At 68.8% G+C, this 20,342-nt stretch carries 18 protein-coding genes and 1 tRNA gene; 6 read left to right on the forward strand and 13 right to left on the reverse strand.

Translation table 11 applies throughout. The annotated features are described in order from the left end of the window. Genes thrC through argS form a run of 4 tightly spaced genes read right to left on the reverse strand, consistent with a single transcriptional unit; the run spans position 1 to position 5,512 of the window. Positions 1-1,086 (reverse strand): threonine synthase, encoded by a 1,086-nt coding sequence (gene thrC, locus QJS31_RS08565; RefSeq protein WP_282778369.1) that lies wholly within the window; start codon positions 1,084-1,086, stop codon positions 1-3. Further along, the gene (locus tag QJS31_RS08570) at positions 1,083-2,435 is read right to left on the reverse strand and encodes a homoserine dehydrogenase (protein WP_306356383.1); all 1,353 of its coding nucleotides are present in this window, start codon (positions 2,433-2,435) and stop codon (positions 1,083-1,085) included. Before QJS31_RS08570 ends, thrC begins: the two co-directional genes overlap by 4 nt. Next, complete coding sequence (lysA, locus tag QJS31_RS08575; protein ID WP_306356384.1) at positions 2,432-3,853, reverse strand: diaminopimelate decarboxylase; 1,422 nt, start codon at positions 3,851-3,853, stop codon at positions 2,432-2,434. Before lysA ends, QJS31_RS08570 begins: the two co-directional genes overlap by 4 nt. Further along, positions 3,854-5,512, reverse strand: coding sequence for an arginine--tRNA ligase (gene argS / locus QJS31_RS08580; protein ID WP_282778375.1), 1,659 nt, complete (start codon positions 5,510-5,512; stop codon positions 3,854-3,856). Positions 5,513-5,644: 132 nt separating this feature from the next. On the opposite strand from argS, the gene QJS31_RS08585 reads away from it, so the two are divergent. The 3 genes from QJS31_RS08585 (at position 5,645) to QJS31_RS08595 (ending at position 7,509) form a co-directional block, all read left to right on the forward strand. Then, the gene (locus tag QJS31_RS08585; RefSeq protein WP_306356385.1) at positions 5,645-6,577 is read left to right on the forward strand and encodes a DUF3105 domain-containing protein; all 933 of its coding nucleotides are present in this window, start codon (positions 5,645-5,647) and stop codon (positions 6,575-6,577) included. An 8-nt stretch (positions 6,578-6,585) separates the two neighbouring features. Then, on the forward strand, positions 6,586-7,317 hold the full coding sequence (locus QJS31_RS08590; RefSeq protein WP_282778379.1) for a DUF305 domain-containing protein: 732 nt from the start codon (positions 6,586-6,588) through the stop codon (positions 7,315-7,317). A gap of 119 nt (positions 7,318-7,436) precedes the next feature. Beyond that, positions 7,437-7,509 (forward strand) — tRNA-Arg (locus QJS31_RS08595). A 132-nt stretch (positions 7,510-7,641) separates the two neighbouring features. Here the strand turns inward: QJS31_RS08595 and QJS31_RS08600 are convergent. The 3 genes from QJS31_RS08600 to QJS31_RS08610 form a co-directional block, all read right to left on the reverse strand. Further along, on the reverse strand, positions 7,642-8,073 hold the full coding sequence (locus QJS31_RS08600; protein WP_306356386.1) for a hypothetical protein: 432 nt from the start codon (positions 8,071-8,073) through the stop codon (positions 7,642-7,644). Positions 8,074-8,086: 13 nt separating this feature from the next. Continuing rightward, the gene (locus QJS31_RS08605; RefSeq protein ID WP_306356387.1) at positions 8,087-8,563 is read right to left on the reverse strand and encodes a DUF6228 family protein; all 477 of its coding nucleotides are present in this window, start codon (positions 8,561-8,563) and stop codon (positions 8,087-8,089) included. 133 nt (positions 8,564-8,696) lie between these two features. After that, entirely contained in the window at positions 8,697-8,972 is a 276-nt protein-coding gene (locus tag QJS31_RS08610; RefSeq protein WP_306356388.1) for a hypothetical protein, read from the reverse strand. Between the two features lie 328 nt (positions 8,973-9,300). Between QJS31_RS08610 and QJS31_RS08615 the strand changes: the two genes are divergently transcribed. Further along, positions 9,301-9,615 carry an NIPSNAP family protein gene (locus QJS31_RS08615; RefSeq protein WP_306356389.1) on the forward strand — a complete coding sequence of 105 codons (315 nt, stop codon included), beginning with the start codon at positions 9,301-9,303 and terminating at the stop codon, positions 9,613-9,615. A gap of 154 nt (positions 9,616-9,769) precedes the next feature. On the opposite strand, the gene QJS31_RS08620 is transcribed toward QJS31_RS08615, so the two are convergent. After that, positions 9,770-10,321 carry a hypothetical protein gene (locus QJS31_RS08620; RefSeq protein WP_306356390.1) on the reverse strand — a complete coding sequence of 184 codons (552 nt, stop codon included), beginning with the start codon at positions 10,319-10,321 and terminating at the stop codon, positions 9,770-9,772. A 565-nt stretch (positions 10,322-10,886) separates the two neighbouring features. Between QJS31_RS08620 and QJS31_RS08625 the strand changes: the two genes are divergently transcribed. Next, positions 10,887-12,617, forward strand: a complete 1,731-nt coding sequence (locus tag QJS31_RS08625) for an HNH endonuclease signature motif containing protein (RefSeq protein WP_306356391.1) — start codon at positions 10,887-10,889, stop codon at positions 12,615-12,617. Positions 12,618-12,784: 167 nt separating this feature from the next. Here the strand turns inward: QJS31_RS08625 and QJS31_RS08630 are convergent, their stop codons facing one another. Beyond that, the gene (locus QJS31_RS08630) at positions 12,785-13,663 is read right to left on the reverse strand and encodes an alpha/beta fold hydrolase (RefSeq protein ID WP_282778923.1); all 879 of its coding nucleotides are present in this window, start codon (positions 13,661-13,663) and stop codon (positions 12,785-12,787) included. A gap of 232 nt (positions 13,664-13,895) precedes the next feature. Between QJS31_RS08630 and QJS31_RS08635 the strand changes: the two genes are divergently transcribed. Beyond that, entirely contained in the window at positions 13,896-15,149 is a 1,254-nt protein-coding gene (locus QJS31_RS08635; protein ID WP_306356392.1) for a S9 family peptidase, read from the forward strand. 185 nt (positions 15,150-15,334) lie between these two features. On the opposite strand, the gene QJS31_RS08640 is transcribed toward QJS31_RS08635, so the two are convergent. The 4 genes from QJS31_RS08640 to QJS31_RS08655 all read right to left on the reverse strand — a co-directional run bounded on the left by QJS31_RS08640 (position 15,335) and on the right by QJS31_RS08655 (position 20,340). Then, complete coding sequence (locus tag QJS31_RS08640) at positions 15,335-16,657, reverse strand: hypothetical protein (protein ID WP_306356393.1); 1,323 nt, start codon at positions 16,655-16,657, stop codon at positions 15,335-15,337. A 573-nt stretch (positions 16,658-17,230) separates the two neighbouring features. Continuing rightward, positions 17,231-17,584, reverse strand: a complete 354-nt coding sequence (locus QJS31_RS08645) for a prealbumin-like fold domain-containing protein (RefSeq protein ID WP_195119748.1) — start codon at positions 17,582-17,584, stop codon at positions 17,231-17,233. A gap of 108 nt (positions 17,585-17,692) precedes the next feature. Beyond that, entirely contained in the window at positions 17,693-18,784 is a 1,092-nt protein-coding gene (locus tag QJS31_RS08650) for an ABC transporter ATP-binding protein (protein ID WP_282778914.1), read from the reverse strand. Beyond that, positions 18,781-20,340, reverse strand: coding sequence for an iron ABC transporter permease (locus QJS31_RS08655; protein WP_282778912.1), 1,560 nt, complete (start codon positions 20,338-20,340; stop codon positions 18,781-18,783). The genes QJS31_RS08650 and QJS31_RS08655 overlap by 4 nt, the downstream gene beginning before the upstream one ends. Positions 20,341-20,342 lie beyond the last annotated feature (2 nt).

A 20,342-nucleotide genomic window follows, 5' to 3' on the forward strand; every position in this document is an offset into this window, starting at 1 on the left:
TCAGGCCAGCTCGAGTTCGTGGGCCACCGCAACCGGGTCGACCGCGATCGGTGTGACCTCCGGCATGCCCCTGAGGGCATTGTCGGGGTCCTTGAGGCCGTTGCCGGTGACCGTGCACACCACGGTCAGTCCGGCGTCCAGCCAGCCCTCCTTGCGGGCGGCCAGCAGGCCGGCCACGGAGGCGGCGGACGCGGGCTCCACGAAGACCCCCTCGGTGGCGGCGACCAGGCGGTACGCCGCCAGGATCTCCTCGTCGGTGGCCGCGCGGAACGCGCCGCCGGACTCCTCCTTGGCGTTCATCGCGCCGTTCCAGGAGGCGGGCGCGCCGATCCGGATGGCGGTGGCGACCGTCTCCGGATCGCTCACCGGAGCCCCGTTCACCAGCGGCGCGGCCCCGGCGGCCTGCACGCCCAGCATGCGCGGGCGGGCGGCGATGATGCCGTCGGCGTGGTACTCGCTGTAGCCCTTCCAGTAGGCGGTGATGTTGCCCGCGTTGCCCACCGGCAGCGCGTGCACATCGGGGGCCTTGCCGAGCGCGTCGACGATCTCGAAGGCGGCGGTCTTCTGGCCCTCGATGCGGGCCGGGTTGACCGAGTTCACCAGGCCGACCTCGGGGAAGTCGGAGGTTACCTTGCGGGCCAGCTCCAGGCAGTCGTCGAAGTTGCCCGCGATCTGGATGATGTCCGCGCCCAGCATGACCGCCTGGGCCAGCTTGCCCATGGCGATCTTGCCTTGCGGAATGAGCACCGCGCAGCGCAGGCCCGCCCGGGTGGCGTAGGCGGCGGCCGAGGCCGAGGTGTTGCCGGTGGAGGCGCAGAGCACGGCCTTCTTGCCGGAGTACTTGGCGTCGGTCATGGCCATGGTCATGCCGCGGTCCTTGAAGGAACCGGTCGGGTTGAGGCCCTCGACCTTGAGGTACACCTCGCAGCCGGTCAGCTGCGAAAGGTGGTGCGCGGGCACCAGCGGGGTGCCGCCCTCGAACAGCGTGACCGCCTCCCAGTCGGCGGGCACCGGGAGCCGATCCCGGTACGCGTCGATCAGACCGGGCCACGGAGTGTGCACGGGGACCCGCGCGGTCGTACTCATTCCTCGGTGCCTTCCAATCTCAGAACACTGGTCACGGACGTGACGGAGTCCAGTTCGGCCAACGCGGCAACGGTATCGGCCAGCGCGGACTCCTGCGCGTGGTGGGTCACCACGACCAGGCGCGCGCCCTCGTCGTGTCCCTCCTGGCGGACCGTCGAGATGCTGACGCCGTGTTTGGCGAATTCACCCGCCACCGCCTCGAGAACGCCGGTGCGGTCGGCGACCTGCAGGTTCACGTGGTAGCGGGTGGGGGTGTCGCCGATCGGTGCGATCGGCAGCTCAGCATAAACCGATTCGCCGGGCGCGCGGCCACCGAAGAACTTGTTGCGCGCCGCCATCACCAGATCGCCCATGACCGCCGAGGCGGTGGGAGCGCCGCCCGCGCCCTGACCGTAGAACATCAGGCGGCCGGCGTTCTCGGCCTCCACCACCACGGCGTTGAACGCCTCGTTCACCGCTGCCAGGGGGTGCTTGCGCGGGATGAGGGCCGGGTAGACGCGCACCGAGACGCTCTCCTTGCCGCCGTCTTCCGGACCCTCCACCACGCGCTCGCAGATGGCGAGCAGCTTCACGGTGCAGCCGACGGCGGCGGCGGTCTCCAGATCCTCGGCGGTGATCTTGGAGATGCCCTCGCGATAGACGTCGGCGGAGGTCACCCGGGTGTGGAAGGCCACCGACGCGAGGATGGCGGCCTTGGCCGCGGCGTCGTAGCCCTCCACGTCGGCGGTCGGATCGGCCTCGGCGTAGCCCAGGCGGGTGGCCTCGGCGAGCACGTCGTGGTAGTCCGCGCCGGTCTCGGCCATGGCGGAGAGGATGAAGTTGGTGGTGCCGTTGACGATGCCCACCACGCGGTTCACCCGGTCACCGGACAGCGACTGGATGAGCGGGCGCATCACCGGGATGGCACCGGCGACGGCGGCCTCGAAGTACAGGTCGGCGCGGCTGTTCTCGGCCGCGGCGGCCAGTTCGCCGGTGTAGTCGGCGAGCAGGGCCTTGTTGGCGGTGATCACCGACTTGCCCGCGTCCAGGGCCTGTTTGATCAGCGCACGAGCGGGGTCGATGCCGCCCATGAGCTCGACCACGATATCGACGTCGTCGCGGGTGACCAGGGCCTCCGAGTCGGTGGTCAGCAGTTCGGCGGGCAGGCCGCGGTCCTTGCCGAGGTCGCGCACGGACACCCCGCGCAGCACCACGGGGGCGCCGACGCGGTTGCAGATGTCGTCGGCGTGATCGCGCAGAATACGCACGACCTCGGTGCCGACCGTGCCCATGCCGAGCACCGCGACACCGATCGGGTGGTCCGTCCCCCACACGCCGTTTCTCGCAGCGTTGTTAGCCACCTCTGTCATGCGTTCACCTCCAAACTGAGTAGGTCCTCCACCGTCTCCCGGCGGAGAATCAAGCGCGCCTCGCCGTCCCGCACCGCCACCACGGCGGGCCGGGTGAGCATGTTGTAGCGACTCGACATCGAATAGCAGTACGCGCCCGTCGCGGCCACCGCGATGAGATCGCCCGGACCCACGTCGGCGGGCATCCAGGTATCGCGAATGACGATATCCCCACTCTCGCAATGCTTTCCGACCACACGAGCCACGACGGCGGCGGAATCGCTGGCACGCGAGACCAATCGGCAGTCGTACTCGGCCTGATACAGCGCGGGACGGATGTTGTCGCTCATGCCGCCGTCCACCGAGACGTAGCGGCGGCGGTTGCCCCCGTCGAGGGTGACGTCCTTGATGGTGCCGACCTCGTAGAGCGTCACGGTGCCCGGTCCGGCGATGGCCCGGCCCGGTTCGACCGCGATGGTCGGCTTGGGCAGCCCGGCGTGCGCCGCCTCCTCGGTGACGATGTGGTCCAGCTTGGCGGCGAACTCGTCCAGCGCGGGCGGATCGTCGTGCGGCAGGTACGAGATACCCAGGCCGCCACCGAGATCCAGAATGCTGATCTGCGCGGCGCGGTCGGCCCCGAACTTGTCCACGGCCTCGCGCAGCACCCCGAGCATGCGCCTTGTGGAGATCTCGAAGCCGTCGATATCGAAGATCTGCGAGCCGATGTGGCTGTGCAGGCCGACCATGCGCAGGTGCGACGACTCGAAGACGCGGGCGATGGCCTGCATGGCGTCGCCGCTGGCGACCGAGAAGCCGAACTTCTGGTCCTCGTGCGCGGTCGAGATGTATTCGTGGGTATGGGCTTCCACACCCACGGTGAGGCGCACCAGCACGTCCTGCACCACGCCCGCACTCTTGGCCACCGCCTCGAGGCGCTCGATCTCGATGAGCGAGTCCAGCACCACGTGGCCGACCCCGGCGCGCACCGCCGCCTCCAGTTCGGGCACGGACTTGTTGTTGCCGTGCAAGGCGATTCGCTCGGCCGGGAAGCCGGCGCGCAGCGCCACCGCGAGTTCGCCGCCGGAGCACACGTCCAGCGACAGGCCCTCGTCGCGAATCCAGCGCGCGATCTCACCGCACAGGAACGCCTTGGAGGCGTAGTGCACCTTGGCGTTGTCGCCGAAGGCGCGCACCATATCGCGGCAGCGGGATCGGAAGTCGTCCTCGTCGACGACGAACAGCGGGGTGCCGAATTCGGCGGCCAGCTCGTGCACGGGCACGCCCGCCAGCCGCACCACGCCGTCGGCGTCGCGAGTGGCGTTGCGGGGCCACACATTCGCGGGCAGCTCGATCAGCTGCCGGGCCGCGGTGGGGCGCTCGGGCAGGTTCGGCGCGTGCGGGATGTCGGCGTGGCGGGGTCCGGCGGGGTGGGCACTCATCTACATACGCTCCGGGGCAGATACGCCTAGCAGGCCGAGGCCGTTGGCGAGAACTTGGTTGGTGGCTTTGACCAGCTCGAGGCGGGCGGCGTGGCGCGGCGAGACGGGCTCGTCGCCCTTGGGCAGCACGCGCATGTCGTCGTCGGACTGGAAGGGGTGGTAGGCCCCGGCGAGCTCCTCCAGGTAGCGCACCACCCGGTGCGGTTCGCGCATCTCGGCGGCGGTGGCCACCACGCGCGGGTACTCGCCGAGGGTGCGGATCAGCTCGCCCTCGCGCTCGGCCGACATGAGGCCGAAGTCCGGTGTCACCGAATCGAAGTCGAATGCCTTGGCATTGTCGATGATGCGGCAGGTGCGGGCGTGCGCGTACTGCACGTAGTACACCGGGTTGACGCTGTCCTGTTTGGTCCACAGGTTGATGTCGATATCGATGCTGGTATTCACCGACGACCGCATGAGCGAGTAGCGGGCGGCGTCCACGCCGATGGCGTCGACCAGGTCCTCCAGCGTGACCACGGTGCCCGCCCGCTTCGACATCTTCACGGCGGCACCGTCTTTGAGCAGGTTCACCATCTGGCCGATGAGCACCTCGACCACATCGGGGTTCTCGCCGAGGGTCGAGGCGACGGCCTTGAGGCGGCCGATGTAGCCGTGGTGGTCGGCCCCGAGCATGTAGATGCACAGGTCGAAGCCGCGCGACAGCTTGTTCTCCAGGTAGGCGATATCGCCGCCGATGTAGGCCGACTTGCCGTCGCTCTTGATGACGACGCGGTCCTTGTCGTCACCGAACTCGGTGGAGTTGATCCACCAGGCGCCGTCCTTCTCGTACAGGTTGCCCGAGGACTTCATTCGCTCCAGCGCCGCGTCCACCGCGCCGGACTCGAACAGCGAGCTCTCGTTGAAGTACACGTCGAAGTCGGTGCCGAAGTCGTGCAGCGACTGCTTGATCTGCGCGAACATCAGCTCGACGCCCTCGCGCCGGAACAGCTCGTGCCGCTGCTCGGCGGGCAGTTCGACGGCGGTGGGATGCGCGGCCACGATGGTGGCGGCGATCTCGCCGATGTAGGCCCCGGCGTAGCCGTCCTCGGGGGTGGGTTCGCCGAGCGCGGCGGCGACCAGCGACTTGGCGAAGCGGTCGATCTGCGCGCCGTGGTCGTTGAAGTAGTACTCGCGGGTAACCTGCGCGCCCTGCGCCGCCAGGATGCGCCCCAAGGCGTCGCCCACCGCCGCCCAGCGGGTGCCGCCGAGGTGTACCGGTCCAGTGGGGTTGGCGGAGACGAATTCCAGGTTGATCTTGGTGCCCGCGAGGGTGTCGGCTGTGCCGAAGCTCTCACCCGCCGCCAGGATGGTGGTGATGATCGCGCCCTGGGCGGCCTTGGCCAGCCGGATGTTCAGGAAGCCAGGCCCGGCGATCTCCGCGGACTCGATGCCCTCGGCCGCCGACAGCGCCTCGGCCAGCAGGTTCGCGAAATCCCGCGGATTCAAGCCCGCTTTCTTCCCTACCTGCATGGCCAGATTCGTGGCATAGTCACCGTGCTCAGGGTTACGCGGACGCTCCACCTTGACCTCGTCGGGCAGGACCGCAGGGTCGGATCCACGTTCGACAAGGACCTTCGCCGCGGTCGCACGAAGGAGATCTGCAAGGTCAGCTGGAGTCACGAGTCACTATCCTATGGTCTGAGCAGGTGAACGCCGTCAGCGGGCACCTCGCGGGCACGCGCCCGGCACACGGGGCGCCGACGCGTCGCCACCCCGTCTGATTGTCCACACGTCGAAAAGAGCACAACAGCGATGCCGAGCAGGACCAGCGCCAAGTCGGCGAAAGCCATCAAGGCCGCGAGCAAATCCTCCACGTCGCCGCGGAAGGGAGGCAAGAGCGGGAAGTTGCCGACCAAGCGCAACATCCCGTGGCCGACCATCGGGGCCGCGGTGGTGATCATCGCACTCGTCGGCGCGCTCGCCGCGTACCTGGTGCCGAAGTACCACGCGCAGGAGGAGCTGAAGAATCCGTCCGCCTACATCGACGGCGTGGCCAAGAAGGACTACCCGGCGGGTCAGCACGTGTCCTCGGCCCAGCGGGTGGCCTACGACCAGGCCCCGCCATTCGGTGGACCGCACGACAGTTCGTGGGCGGCCTGCACCGGTGTGGTGTACGACAAGGCCATTCGCACCGAGAACGCGGTGCATTCGCTCGAACACGGTGCGGTGTGGATCACCTACAACCCGGACAGCGTGGACGCCGGGACCATCGACACGCTGAAGGCGAAGGTCGACGGACAGCCGTACATGCTCATGTCGCCCTACCCCGGACTGGAAGCGCCGATCTCGCTACAGGCGTGGGGGCATCAGCTGAAGGTGGACAAGGTCGACGATGCCCGGGTGGACCGGTTCATCAAGGATCTGCGCCTGAACGAGAACACCTATCCGGAGGTGGGCGCCAGCTGCGCCAACCCGACCTTCGACACCGTGAATCCGCCCGCCTTCGATCCGACGCCGCCGGGCCCGAACGCGGTCGACATGAACGGCAAGGGTGCGACGCAGGGTTCCATGACCGATCCCACCGAGCTGGGCGGTGGATTGCAGGGCATCCCGGGGTTGGAGGGGCTGGAAGGCCTGTCCGGTCTGCCGGAGGGCATCGAGAACATTCCCGCGCCGACCGACGTGCCCACGGGTGAACAGCCCGCCGCACCCGAGGACGGGCAGCAGCCCGCGCCGGGACAGTGATGCCGCCCTTGTTGTCACACAGCGATCCCCACGAGTCGGCCGACGACCAGCCCGCCGAATCCCCCGCCACTGCCCGCCCGAGCCAGCGGCCCGCGCTGGTCGTGCTGGGCGTGATCGGGGTGCTGCTGATCGGCTTCGCCCTGGGCGTGTTCGCGCGGATTCCCCTGGACGGCAGCTCGGAGCCGAATCCGAACGCCGTGGACATCGGCTTCAGCCAGGACATGTCGGTGCATCACGCGCAGGCGGTCGAGATGGCCGGGGTCGCGCTGGCGGGTTCCGACGATCCGGCCATCAAGAGCCTGGCCTACGACATCCTCACCAGCCAGCAGAATCAGCTGGGCCGCATGCACGCCTGGCTGCAACTGTGGGGCGAGCCGCTGCTGCCGACCGGCGGATACATGGGCTGGATGGCCGAGCCGGGCTCCTCGCACGGCCACGGCGGCGAAGCCGCCGCACCGGAGCACACCGGCCCGGTACCGACCATGCCCGGCATGGCTTCCCAGGACGATCTGGTCGCGCTCCGGCAAGCCACCGGCACCGCCCAGGACATCCTGTTCCTCCAGCTCATGCTGCGCCACCATCTGGGCGGCGTGCCGATGACCGACTACGCCGTCGAACGCGCCGAGACCGCCGGAGTCCGCGATCTCGCCGAGAAGATGGCCCGCACCCAGTCGGGCGAGGTCACCCTCATGACCCAGATGCTCGCCGCCCGCGGCGCGACTCCCCTCCCCTACCCCTGAGCCCGAGCCGTGGACCGGGCAGTCGCGAAACGCCCGGTCCGCACCGGTTTTTGGCCGAGAGGCAACCAATGCGATAGGCTTTCCCAGCCCGAGCGGAACACCCGCCCGGACATATCCCCGCCCTCGTAGCTCAGGGGATAGAGCGTTTGCCTCCGGAGCAAAAGGCCGCAGGTTCGATTCCTGCCGAGGGCACATCGAGATCAGGCCCCTGACCAGCACATTGCCGGTCAGGGGCCTTTTTCGTGCCGCATTCGGACGAGGCGTCGGCAGCCGAGTCGAATCGCGCCCTGCGAGCCTGAAGAGGACGCTCCACGCAGGCACGCCTCACACTGTCCGACGCAGCGCGCGGCCGATCTTCCGTTGAAGCCCCCGAAGTATGCGGATCGTCTGCTCATCCGAGAACCCGGTGGTGATCGACCAGTCCTGTCCGGAGCCGAAGACATCGCTGGCGAACACGAACTCGGTCGCGACCAGCGCCCGCCGCCAATCCGGAGCGCTCAACGGCTCGTTCGAGATCACCCGCGAACCCAACTGCCGCCCCTGCCCGAACAGGTCCGCCACAGACTCGAACCCCATCGCGACCGCGAGCGCGTCGGTGCAGTGCGCCGGACCACCCCATTCGCTCAGACCGCGGCGCAGCACCTCTCGCTCATCCTCCGACAGTTCGATCGCTACCAGGCCATCCAAGCCCACGTACCAAGGATGCGATCTCCGGTGGCTCACCGCGACCGGATGAAGCAGCGCGATCAGCGGCATGAGCGAATGTGCGCTACCTCCGGTGTTCGGCGTCGTCGAGCAGAACGAATCGATGGATGGCAGCTGCGAACTGTCGCAACTGCTCACCAGCTTCCAGGTAAGTCACAACCGTCGCGGCCCAGGAAAGGGATTCGCTCAACTGACGGCTCAGGCTCCAGTCCAGCCGAACATGTCCCAAGGACAGGTGTCGCGCCTCGATCCGCAGCTCGTGGTCCATGCTCCTCCACGTCCGGATCCCCTGCCAGCCAGCGAAATCCCGCTCCAAGCTGCTGATGAATCCTGGGAGTGAGCGACCAGCGACGTAATCGAGGATGAGTCCATGCATTGACGCCACCATCCCATCAGCAGCCAACTCCACGCACACCGCTACGACCTCGTCGCTGTGTGGAACGGCGCGGTGCCACAGCCGCACCCAGGTACCGTCGGAACGGTCCATGAGCTCGATCGCCTCATCTCGATCGACCATCTCACTCTCGAATTCGCAGGTCACCGGACGAGGCTAGCGACTCGATTGCGGTCCGCATCGAAAGAGTCGGACGACACTCACACCATCTCGTTGCGTGGTGGATCTGCGTCGTCCAACACGTGTATCGGCGGCACCGCGGCTGCCCCGCATCGAGCGGTCAGCGGCAAAGCGGACGTTCAGGAACGGTCTGGCCGATGGCTCGCAGGACATCGGCGAGCCGCACGAGGTGGTAGCCGACCGCTCGGTCCTCGTCGGCAAGCAGATCCCGCAGGGGTGCGGTAGACGTCGTACAGCTCATCAGGCGGAATCGACCAGAGTGGTCGTGATCAAGTGTTGCCGACTGCGCGCTCGCCACAGCCTCGACGTGGGTAATCGCGATCTCAAACGTCATGCGCAGCTCATCGAAAGGCATGACGAGGGGTTGTCCGGTCATAACAATCATCCTGCGCGCTGCCCCTGGAAATGCCGCGTACCGGTGTCCGGGCGCGTTCGGTGCCTGATGCTGGCCGGTCCGAGTCGCGCGACCAGCGGCACTATCGTGCGTTCGTGTGCGAACCGGAGGAGGACTGATCGGCGGATTCGCCCCGCAGTGATGGAAACGTTGGCCAAGCACGGGATAACGGCGTTGCTCAAGGTTGACGCCGAGAAATTGGCCGCAGGACAGGCGCCAGTTCGCTTCAACCGTGCGGGTCGCGGAAGGTCAGTGCGTTTGTGGGAACGCTCGGTACATTGGTGGCAAGGTTCGAACAGGGGGCGTGCACGTGATCTATCGGATGCGGATCTATCAGGCAGTGAACGAGAACCTAGCGGTCTTCCACGATTTCTTCCAGACTCACCTGCTGCCGGTCCAGCTGCGTCATGGTGCGCGATTGGTCGGCCGATGGGAAACCGACGACAGCCGGGTCGTGGCGGTGTGGCAGTACGACAACCGGGAAGCCTACGAACGCGTTCAGTCAGCGGTCCTCGCGGATCCCGCCACACAGCGTGCTCAGGAACTCCGGAGAGGACTGCCACCTTTCTTCACCGAGAAGGAAGAGGTGTTCATGCGATCAGCACCGGCGTTCCCGATGTGCTGACTGACGGAAAAGATACGCCGCAGGTACGAAGCCGTGCGCTGCAATTGGTGTCAGCAATGGATGTCTCGAACTGTGGCCGGTCTCGCAGTCGGCCGGACGCTCTAGCCGGTTCCGCCAGCGCTGTATGCGGCAGTACCGTGCATTCGCCAGTCGATTACGGCTGACCGAGGGTGAGGCGGTTGCCATATCCCCGTGCGGTTCCCTGCTGGGCCAGCCCATCGAGTGCCACGAGGACGCGTCGGTTGGCGAATCGGATCCAGGAGAAGCCCACAAGGCCGATAACTCCGGCGGCGGGCAAGCCGAGGCTACCCGTGTAGCCATCGGGGGCTTTCAGAGTAAGAAGTGCCGGGAGGACCAGGCATAGGGCCGCGAGGGCAAGAAAGAACCAGGATAGCGCCAGGCCAGTGCGGCGGCGGTCACGCTCGTCAATGATCCACTGACCCCAGCGAGTAGCTTCGTCAGCCGTACTCAAGACGGGCAATTGCCGGGCATGTACGGCGTGGTAGAACTCGCGCATCCGCTCACGACCGCCGAAGCGTTTACGGCCCCTCGAGACGCCGACGGCGTAGACGGCCGTGATCGTCACCGCAAAAGGAATGCCGAACCAGGCGTATCCACTCATCGCTCCAAGTCCCCATACCGCCACGAATGCCAGGGACGCGATGACCCATAGCGGGGCGAAAGGCAGCTCTCGCAGTCGCTCCATCCACACATCCGTTCTTGGGCGGTCTGACGCAGCGCGAACCGGGACGCGCGTATTACGAGATGAACCTAGGATAGCTGTCGAATAGCCGGTCTGCTGTTGGGGCGAGCGGGCATCGTGTCATCGGCATTACCGAACGTTCGCCGAACCGACAACCGCAGTCGGATTCACCAGCGTAGCCACCATGCGAAGGAGGAGGCCGAAGGCCCTCGCGCTCGGCAGGCGAGGGTCATGGGTGCAGTTCCAGGTGGCAGGATCGCTCGATCATCGCAATGATTTCGTCGTCTATCGGTCCCCCACGAGGAGGCTGTTACCGCGCTCGCCGCCCAAGCCCCGGACGCACACACGAGATAGTGCGGCGCGAATATGCGCAGGGCATGGCCCATCTGGCCTGGGACGGCGAGATTGCGCCGCCGACCGCCGCGCGGAGAAGACGACCAGCGGGAAACGCGTCCTGATCGAGCATTGACGACGCACCGGAATTCCAATGGGATCACCACATTGAAAATGTCGATATCACATGGCTATCACCGTTCTGCCACAACAGAATTCACGATAGAATAGGGGCATGAATCCGGAGGGGGACATAGCAGGTGGTGACAGTGCGGCCGGGTTGTCGGCCGCGATGGACACCCTGCTCGCGACCGACCTCACCGGACTGTCGGATTCCGATCTCGTGGCTGTGATGCGGGAAGTGGAGTCGGTGCGGTGTCGGATGGCGGCGTTGTCGCATCGGATGATCGCCGAGGTCGAGGACCGGCATCTGTGGCAACGCGCGGGCGCGAAGGGTATGCGCGGGTTCCTGATCGACGTGTTGCGCCTGTCGGCGGCGGAGGCGGGAGCACGGGTGCGGGCGTCGATGCTGTTGCGGCCCCGCATGTTCTGCGGGGACCCGACCCCGGCCCTGTTACCGACGACGGCGGCCCTGCAGGCCGAGGGGGTGGTGTCGCCGGAGCACGCGCGGGTGATCATGCGGGTGATGGACCGCATCCCCCACGCGGTGCCGGTCGCGCGGCAGGCCGAGGCCGAACGCCAGCTCGCCGAGGCGGCCACGCAGATGCCGCCGGAGTACGTGACCAAGGTCGGACACGTCCTGCTCACCTGCCTGGACCCCGACGGGGTCCTCACCAACGACGACGACCGCGCCCGACGCCGGGAGTTGGTGGTGGGTAAGCAGCGGGTCGATGGCATGAGCGAGATCCGTGGTGTGCTCGACCCACAGCTGCGGGCCCTGCTGGATGTGGTCTTGGCGAAGTGGGCGCGTCCGGGCATGTGTAACCCCGAGGACCCCGACAGCCCCCGTATGGGACCCGGCGTGATCGATCAAGACACCATGGAGGGGGCGGCGCGGCGGGACCGGCGCACTGCCGGGCAACGCCATCACGACGCGTTGAAAGCGTTCCTCGCGGCGGGAGGCGGACCCGAACAGCTGGGTCAGCATAGAGGCGTGCCGGTCTCGGTGATCCTGACCCTGAGCGTGACCGACCTGCAGGCAGGGTCGGGGTACGCGCACACGGCGTCGGGGTCGGTGATGTCGATCCCCGACGCCCTGCGCATGGCCGAGGGCAGCTATCCGTTGTTGATGTTGTTCGACGGGCAGGGGTTGCCGTTGCATCTGGGGCGCGGCAAGTATCGGTTGGCGTCGTCGTGGCAGCGGTTGGCGTGTATCGCCGCCGACCGAGGCTGCACGCGTCCGGGGTGTGAGGCCCCGGCGACGATGTGCGCGGCACACCACATGATCCCGTGGTTGCGGGGTGGTCGTACCGATATCGACAACCTCACCCTGGTGTGCGATCGCTGTCACGCCCAGATCGCCGAGGACGCCGAGGATCCGACCGGCTGGGCCACCCTCGGACGCAACGGCAGCATCGGCGGCACCAGCCTCGCCAACACCGGCACCAGCAGCGGCGGCAGCGGTTTCGGTGGCGGCAGCGGTACTGGGGGCGGCAGCGGTAGCGGCAGTGGTAGCGGTAGCGGCAGTGGTGGCGGTAGCGGCAGTGGTGGCGGCAGCGGCAGTGGTGGCGGCAGCGGCAGTGGTGGCACTGGCAGCAGCGGGAGCGGCGGCAGCGGGAGCGGCTTCGGCAGTATCGGCGGCATCGGTGCCGGGTTCGGTGTCGGTGGCCGCAGTGTCGGTATCGGCAGCGGCCGGTATCCCGGCCGGGTCGTCTGGGCACCCCCGACCCGCATCCACCCCGCCCGCGCACCCCGCGTGAACCTGCACCACCACCCCCGGCAATGGCTCACCGACCACCACGGCCCACGACCGGGAACAACGCGAGGCGATCACCTACGCCAGTAAGCCGCACCGCGGCACGACCCACTCGCAACCACCACCCCGGCCGAACCCGTGAGCCGGGGTAGTGGCACGCCGCACACAGCCACGCCTCGGCGAGAATCGGCCTAGGCGCACCACGCTCGCCGGTGCTCCTGTGGCACAGCTCCTCCGCGCCTGGTTGACAGGAATTGTCACCGATCTCGGAGCGCCTCCTCCTGCCACGTGCCGACCGCGTCGGCGTAGCGGTCCGGGACCTCGATCGGCAGCGCGTGGCCGACGGTGTCGAGCACCGCCAGTTGCCAGTCGGGGCGGCGGGCCGTCCAGTCGTCTATCCACGCGCGCACGATCAGGCGGTCGTCGTCGCCCCACAGCAGGAGGGTGGGGGCCGACGTGCGCCGCATGGCGTCCTGTACGCGGTGACGTCGGACGAACATGGTCGACGTGATCGACGCGAAGGCGGTGATGCCGCGGCCGAGTTGGTTCGGGCCGGCCGTGGCGAGCTCCGCTGCGGCGAGTTCGCGGAACTCGGTGGACAGCCGCGAACCGTCACCGCCCGCGAGGTCCCATCCCGATGCCGTCGGGTCGGACAGGACCTCGCGTTTCCGGTCGATGAGGCGTTTGCCGAACAGCCGCAGCGTGGCTCGGGCGAGCGGAGGCGCCACCGCCAATCCGGCCCTGCCTATCGTCCGCCACCACCGGCTCTCACTCGCGCTGAGCGGCGGGGGCAGGGCGGGTGCCGCCAGTACCAGCCCGGCCACGCGTTCGGGGGCGATGTCTGCGAAGAGAAGCGCGATCATCCCGCCCGCCGACCAGCCGTGGACCACGACCCTGTCGAGACCGAGCGCGTCGGTGAGGTCCCGCAGGAAGATCGCGTCGGCTTCGAGTCCTCTGGTACGCCGACCCCGAGCCCGCGTATGCCCGATCATCGAGCCCGGGAGATCGACCGCGATCACGCGTCCGTGCCCGCGCAGCACCGGTAGCACGTCGATCAGGTTCGACGCGCTGCCCGCCGGGTTGGGAACCAGCAGATGGACCGGTGCGTCCGACGGCGCTCGCTCAGCCTCCGTCATGAGACAGTGTGCCGACAGGCCGCCCGGATCGACTGTCTCGCTGCGGATTCCCGACCACCGAACGGCCCGCTGCCCCCAGTCGGTGTACCGCATACCGCCAAACTACCCGTCATGCCGAGGCCGCGGGCTCCGCCGTGTGGCGGTACCTGTGGGTGGAAACACTCGACAGGGTCGCTGATGGTTACGGCTTGTCATCGCGGAAACGGACGTTCTGGACGGTATGTTCGCGGGCATGTCCGCTATCGCATCCACCACGACGACCCCGCGCGGGGGACGGCTGGCGGTGTTGGTGGCGGCGGTCGCGGCGGCGTCCGCGCTGCACGCGCCCCTCGCGGGCGGTAATGCGGTGGGCGAGAATCCGGATCCGCTCGCGTTCTACACCCCGGCCGAGGATCGGGTGGCAGGGCCGCACGGGTCGGTGATTCAGATGCGGTCGATCGACGGCGATCCCGGGGTGCCCGGGGCGCGGAACTATCTGGTGCTGTACCGGTCGATCGACATGGGCGGCAATCCGGTCGCGGTCTCGGGCACCGTCGCCGTGCCGCCGGGTGACGCACCGCCGGGTGGTTGGCCGCTCATCTCCTGGGCGCACGGCACCACCGGGGTGGCCGATGGCTGTGCGCCGTCGCGCGACACCTCGCCCGCCTATCCCGCGCGCGACTACACCTCGCTGGTGCGGCAGGTGCAGGCGCGCTGGGTGGCGGCCGGGTACGCGGTGGCGCAGACCGACTATCAGGGGCTGGGCACACCCGGGCCGCACGGTTATCTGATCGGTGCGGCCGAGCAGCGGGCGGTCGCCGATATGGCGTTGGCCGCCAGGCAGATCGAGCCCGCCATCGGCACCCGGTGGGTGGCCGTGGGGCATTCGCAGGGTGGTCAGGCGGCGGTGTTCGCGAACGCGCAGGCCGCCGCCTGGGCTCCCGAACTGGACCTGCTCGGCGCGGTGGCGCTGGCTCCCGCCTCGCATCAGGGCATCGGCGTGCAGGCGTCGCAACTGGCCAGCACGGTCGGCGCGGCGGCGGCGCTGGGACAGGTCGCGGCCGGGGCAACGGCCTTCCTGCCCTTGGTGATTCGCGGTGCGCAGACGGTGGCACCGATCGATCCGGCACGATTCCTCGCCCCGCGCGCGGACGCCATGCTGCCACTGGCCGATACCGGCTGCATCGGGCAGTTGCGCGGTGCCGATCAGTGGGGCGGCCTGCCCGCCGGTGCGGTGTTCGACCCCGGCGGCGACGTCTCCGCCTTGGCCCGCGTACTCGACGAGAACGACCCCAGCACACTGACTTTCACCCGGCCGCTGCTGGTGCTCCAGGGCCGCGCGGACACGACGGTACCGGCGCTGGCCACCGACGCCATGGTGGCCCAACAGCGGCTGACCGGGCTGCCGGTCGAGTACCGCACCTACCCGGGCGTCGATCATCGCGGGGTGCTGGACGCGTCTTACCCCACCGCACTGGTTTGGGTCGACGCACGCTTCGGCCGCTGAGCGGCGGCGCGTTTCCTCTCGTCATCCCGGCATCGCCTCGACCGAGATCCGCACCTGTGCCCTGAATTCCGACCGGAAACGCGCCGGAACGACGAGGACGATGTTCGACCGAGCGCGCTCAGCCGTATCGCGGTTGTGCGCCCGGCCCGATATGGCTGCCGCCACTCGCTACGTCCTTCCTTACGCTACCGTCGATCTCGCTGACTCAGTGGACTCGGGGCCGCCGTCGCCACCACCCGACTCTCGGGCCGCAACGCGTACACCGCCGACATGCCGATGCCGCAGCAGCCGACTATCGCCAGCGCGGTCCAGCCCGCAGCGGGCGCGGCGATATCGGCCGGGTCGCGGAACCAGCGCGGCGAGTACGCCACCCGTCCGAAACTGTTGCCGCGCAGGGCGAGTACCAGGCACGGCACCACCAGCACGACCACCGCCAGCACCGTGCTCGGCGCGGCGCTCGGCGTGACCGCGCCGAAGCAGTAGCCGACGATCAGGGCAAGGGCGGTGATGCCGAGGATCGGGATCGCCGCCGCCGGGGTGGCGGTCCGCCCCGCGGTCAGGGCCGCGAAGACAGCGAGCGCCGCGGCGGCCAGCAGTCCGGCCCACGGCCGCGGCCAGCGGCGACCCGCCCACAGTCCGGCGGCCACGCCGAGCAGCGGGATGGGCATACTCCAATCCGGGCGCGGCACAGCGGTGATCGCGCTCCCGACATTGGCGGCGGCCACCGCCAGCAACACCAGCACGCCGTCGCGAGCGGGCAGCAGCAGCACCACGACCCCGGTGACGATCATGGTGACAGCGACCGCCAGCACGTTGTCGGCGAACGAATCCGCCTGGCGTGCAATCCATTCGGCGGCCACCACGTGCGAGGTGAGGAGCAGCAGCGCCGCGACGATCGGGCCGAGTGGCAGATCACCGTAATCGGGCTTGCCCAATGGTGATTCGAGCCGGTTCAACAGCGTTCCCGCCGCCAGCGCGAGGACGGCGAGGGCGATGAGCCAGACCGGCGGCGTATCGGTGGCTGCCCACTCGGCCAGCGACGACGCCGTACCGGCGGGCAGCGCGGTGAGATCACCGATGAGGACCGCCGACAGGATGCCGGTGAGGAAGGCGTACCCGGTGGCGGGACGCCGCAGCGCCGCCACCGCGAGCGCACCCAGCAGGATGCCGCCGAACAGCGAGTCGACATAGTTCACGGTGGTCAGCGCGGCGGCCGCGGCGGGGTCGCGGAGGTGGTCGACCAGCAGTATCGTCGCGCTGCCGAGCGCCGCGACCCATGCGGCGCGCACGCCCAGCGAGACGGCCAGGGCGGCGGCCACCACCGCGAGCACCGCTCCGGCGGCCGCCGCACGGGGCACGTTCATGACGAGCAGATCGACCTGGAGCGACGGACCGGAGCTGGTCCAGGCGAAATCGAGCGGAGCCATCAGCAGCAGCCCGGCGACCGTCGCGCCGAGGAAGGCGGCCGACACCTCGATCGTCCACTCGTACCGGCGCAGGTCCGGCATCGGGACCGCTCCTACCGGATGTGCCAACACGAACTTCACGCCCATCTCGTCACCTACCCGATCGGTGGTGCGAACGCCTCTCGCGCGACGGACAGCGGATGTCGCCGGGGCTGTCAGGAACCGAATACCGGGCCTGTTGCCGTGATGTTGCCCATCGCCGAGTTTACCGGTGAGGTCAGCCACGATTCACGCACGCCTCGACCACACGTTGGTAACAAGACGGTGGCGCCGAGCGGTCTAGCCCATGGTCACGAACCGTGACCTGTCCATCACGACAGAAAGGTCCGACACCATGATGGTTTCGCCGGTTTCCGTACCCAGCAATCCGCTCGAGGCGCTGCTGCGCGCCATCTCGACCATGCTGTGCACGCTGTCCTCCGGCGGCGGCTGCGCGGTCATCCAGTAGCGCAACCGGTCCGATCGAAGAGGCCGCGACGTGGGAGAAATCCCCGCGCGGATTGTGCCCGGGGGCAGACGGGCACAGCCGAGCACTCGGACCGAATCCGGCCGGAACATTCCGGCCGAACCATCCAACCGAATTCGAACGGCCGTAAGATCAGGCCCTCGGGGGAATCAGGCGCAGCGGAAGCGGTAATCCGCGGTCTGCACCATGCCCGGGATCACGGCGAGTTGCACGGCGGGCTCACCGTCGAGCGTGCATCCGGCGGGCGTCGAGGTGAGCTGCACCCGGTAGCAGCCGGGGGCGACACCGAAGCTCCCGGCGCCGTTCGCGCCGGTGGTCACGGTCGCGAGCACCGGACCGCCCAGGCAGTCGCTCACGTCCGCGGTGACACCCTCGATGGGGAACCGATCGGCGGCGTGCACGGCGCTTACCCGGAGAGTGTTGTCGCCGGGGCCTTCGGCGGCGGCCGATACCGGAACCATGGCCAGTGCGGCCGCGGCGGTGACGATCAGCGTGGTGCGCAATGGATCTCCCTCGTGCGAGCGCGAGACCGCATCGGCGGGTCCCGCTGTTCTCGCGTCAATATAGGGGGCGTGACGGCACCGGTCATAAATTCGGTGCGGCCACTGCGATTACGCGGCGGTAGCCGGCGCCGACGCCACGGCGGCGTCCGACTCGGCGGCGAAAGCGACTGCCGTGCCGAGCACTTCGAGCCGCACCCGCTCCCCCACCACCGGAGCGCCGACGCTGATCCGGCGCACCTGGATGGGCGCGGCCACACCGTCCAGTGCGATGGTGAGCATGACGTCCGCGCCGCGGAATTCCACCGCGCGCACCGTTCCGGTGCCCGGTTCGTCGTCGGACACCACCTGCGCCACCAGTTGTTCCGGCCGCGTCATCACGGTGACCGGCCCGCTGGGCACGTCCGATCGCACGGGCACGCGGCCGAGCGCGCACACGGCGACACCTGCTTCGACGGTGCCGTCGAGCAGCACACAGTCGCCGAGGAAGCGGGCTGTGAACAGGTCGGCGGGGGCGGCGTACACCTGTTCCGGTGAGCCCACCTGGGTGAACCGCCCGGCACACATGACCGCCACCTGATCGGCGAACGACAGCGCCTCCTCCTGGTCGTGGGTGACCAGAATGCTGGTCATGCCCGCGGCCCGCAGGGTGTCGGCGACCGCCTGCCGGGTGGTGGCGCGCAGTCCGGTGTCAAGGGCACTGAACGGCTCGTCGAGCAGCATGACATCGGGTTTGCGGGCCAGCGCCCGGGCCAGCGCCACCCGCTGTTGCTGACCGCCGGAGAGCTCGTGTGGACGGCGGTCGGCGTAGGCGGAGCCCAGTGACACCATGTCGAGGAGTTCGACCACCCGGTCGCGATGGCGGCGACGGCGACCCGACAGCCCGCCGTTGAGACCGTAGGCAATGTTCTGGCCGACCGTCAGATGCGGGAACAGCGCACCGTCCTGGGCCACATAGCCGATATTACGACGATTGGGCGGAATCGAGAAACCTTCGCGCACAACGGTTTCCGCTCCGACCGAAACGCTGCCCGCATCGGGCGACTCGAATCCGGCGATCACCCGCAGCAGGGTCGTCTTCCCGCAGCCGGAAGCACCGACCACCGCGGTGGCACTGCCGTTCGCGACGTCGAGGGTGATGGCGTCGAGCACCGGGGTGTGGCCGAAGGTCTTCGACACCCCGGATACGACAAGACGACTCATACTCCGGCCGCCTTCCTTGATTGAGTGAACAGCAGATAGGTGACCGGCACCGACACCAGGATCATGATCAGCGCGTAGGGTGCGGCGGCGGCGTAGTCGAGTTCGCTCGACAGCGACCAGAACCGCATGGCCAGTGTCCGGGTGCCGATGGGGGCCAGCAGCAGGGTGGCGGTCAGCTCGGTGGCGACGGCCACGAACACCAGCGCCGCCGAGGTCGCGGCCGCGGGGGCGGTGAGCCGCAGGGTGACGCGGAAGAAGGTGGCGGGGGCGGATTTGCCGAGCGCCCGCGACACCTCCTCCAGACCCACCGGCACCTGGGCGAGTCCAGCGCGCACGCTCACCAGGGCGCGCGGCAGGAACATGAGGGTGTAGGCGGCCAGCACCATGGCGGTGGTCTGGTAGACGCCCGGCAGCCAGCGAATGGTCACGGTCACCATGGCCAGCGCGATGACGATGCCCGGCAGCGAACTGGTGATGTAGTTGGCCCCCTCGATCAGCCGCGCGAACACGGTGTCCGAGCGCACCGCGATCCAGGCCACCGGGAAGGCGCACAGCGTGGTGATCACGGCGGCGGCGACCGCCAATCCGAGCGTCTGCCCCAGGGATTCGCCGATATCGGCCCAATCCCACACGGCCGCACCGCCCTTGCCGAGCCAGCGCAGTATGGTCCACAGCGGCACCCCGAGCGCGGCGACCGCTGTCGCGGCCAGCACCGCGAGCACCGGAATCGCGGTGCCGCCCAACCGGACCCGCCGCACGGCTCGCGGTGCGCCGCTGCCGATACGGGCGTAGCGGGCCTGCCCCCGCGCCGTCGCCTCACCCGCCAGCAGCACCAGGCAGCACACCACCAGCACGCTGGCCAGGCCGCTCGCCGCGGGCCCGGCGAAACTGGACTGGTACTGCTCGAAGATGGCCGTGGTGAAGGTGGCGAACCGCACCATGGCGAACGCGCCGTATTCGGCGAGCAGGTGCAGGGCGATGAGCAGACCGCCGCCCAGAACGGCCAGGCGCAACTGCGGCAGCACGATGCGGACGAAGACAGCCACCGGCCCGGAGCCGAGCGCCCGCGCCGACTCCTCCACGGCCGGATCGAGTCGCCGCAGTGTGGCGGCGGCCGGGAGGTACACCAGCGGGAAGTACGACAGGGTGGCGATGAGCACGCCCGCCCCGAGCCCGTGCAGCGCGGGGAACACGCTCACCCAGCCGTAGCTGTTCACGAAGGCGGGCACCGCCAGCGGCGCGGCGAATATCGGCCCCCACCAAGCGGATCCGGGGACGTCGGTGCGCTCCAGGAGCCAGGCCAGGCCGACGCCCAACACCACGCAGATCGGCACGGTGAGCACCACCAGGCTCACCGTGTTGCGCAGCAGTTCGCCGACCCGGGCGCGGAAGATGAGCTGGGCCGTCTCGTGCGGTCCGGTCTCGAGGAGGGTGTAGACGATATAGCCGAGCGGCACGAACGTCGCCGCCACCAGCAGCAGCGCGACGCCCGTGACGAATGGGCCGGGGCGGGAGCCGCGCCCCGGCCGGTCGACTACAGCGGTCCGGACGGTCATGG

Source organism: Nocardia sp. CC213A (assembly GCF_030766805.1).
In the GTDB taxonomy this organism is placed as follows: domain Bacteria; phylum Actinomycetota; class Actinomycetes; order Mycobacteriales; family Mycobacteriaceae; genus Nocardia; species Nocardia otitidiscaviarum.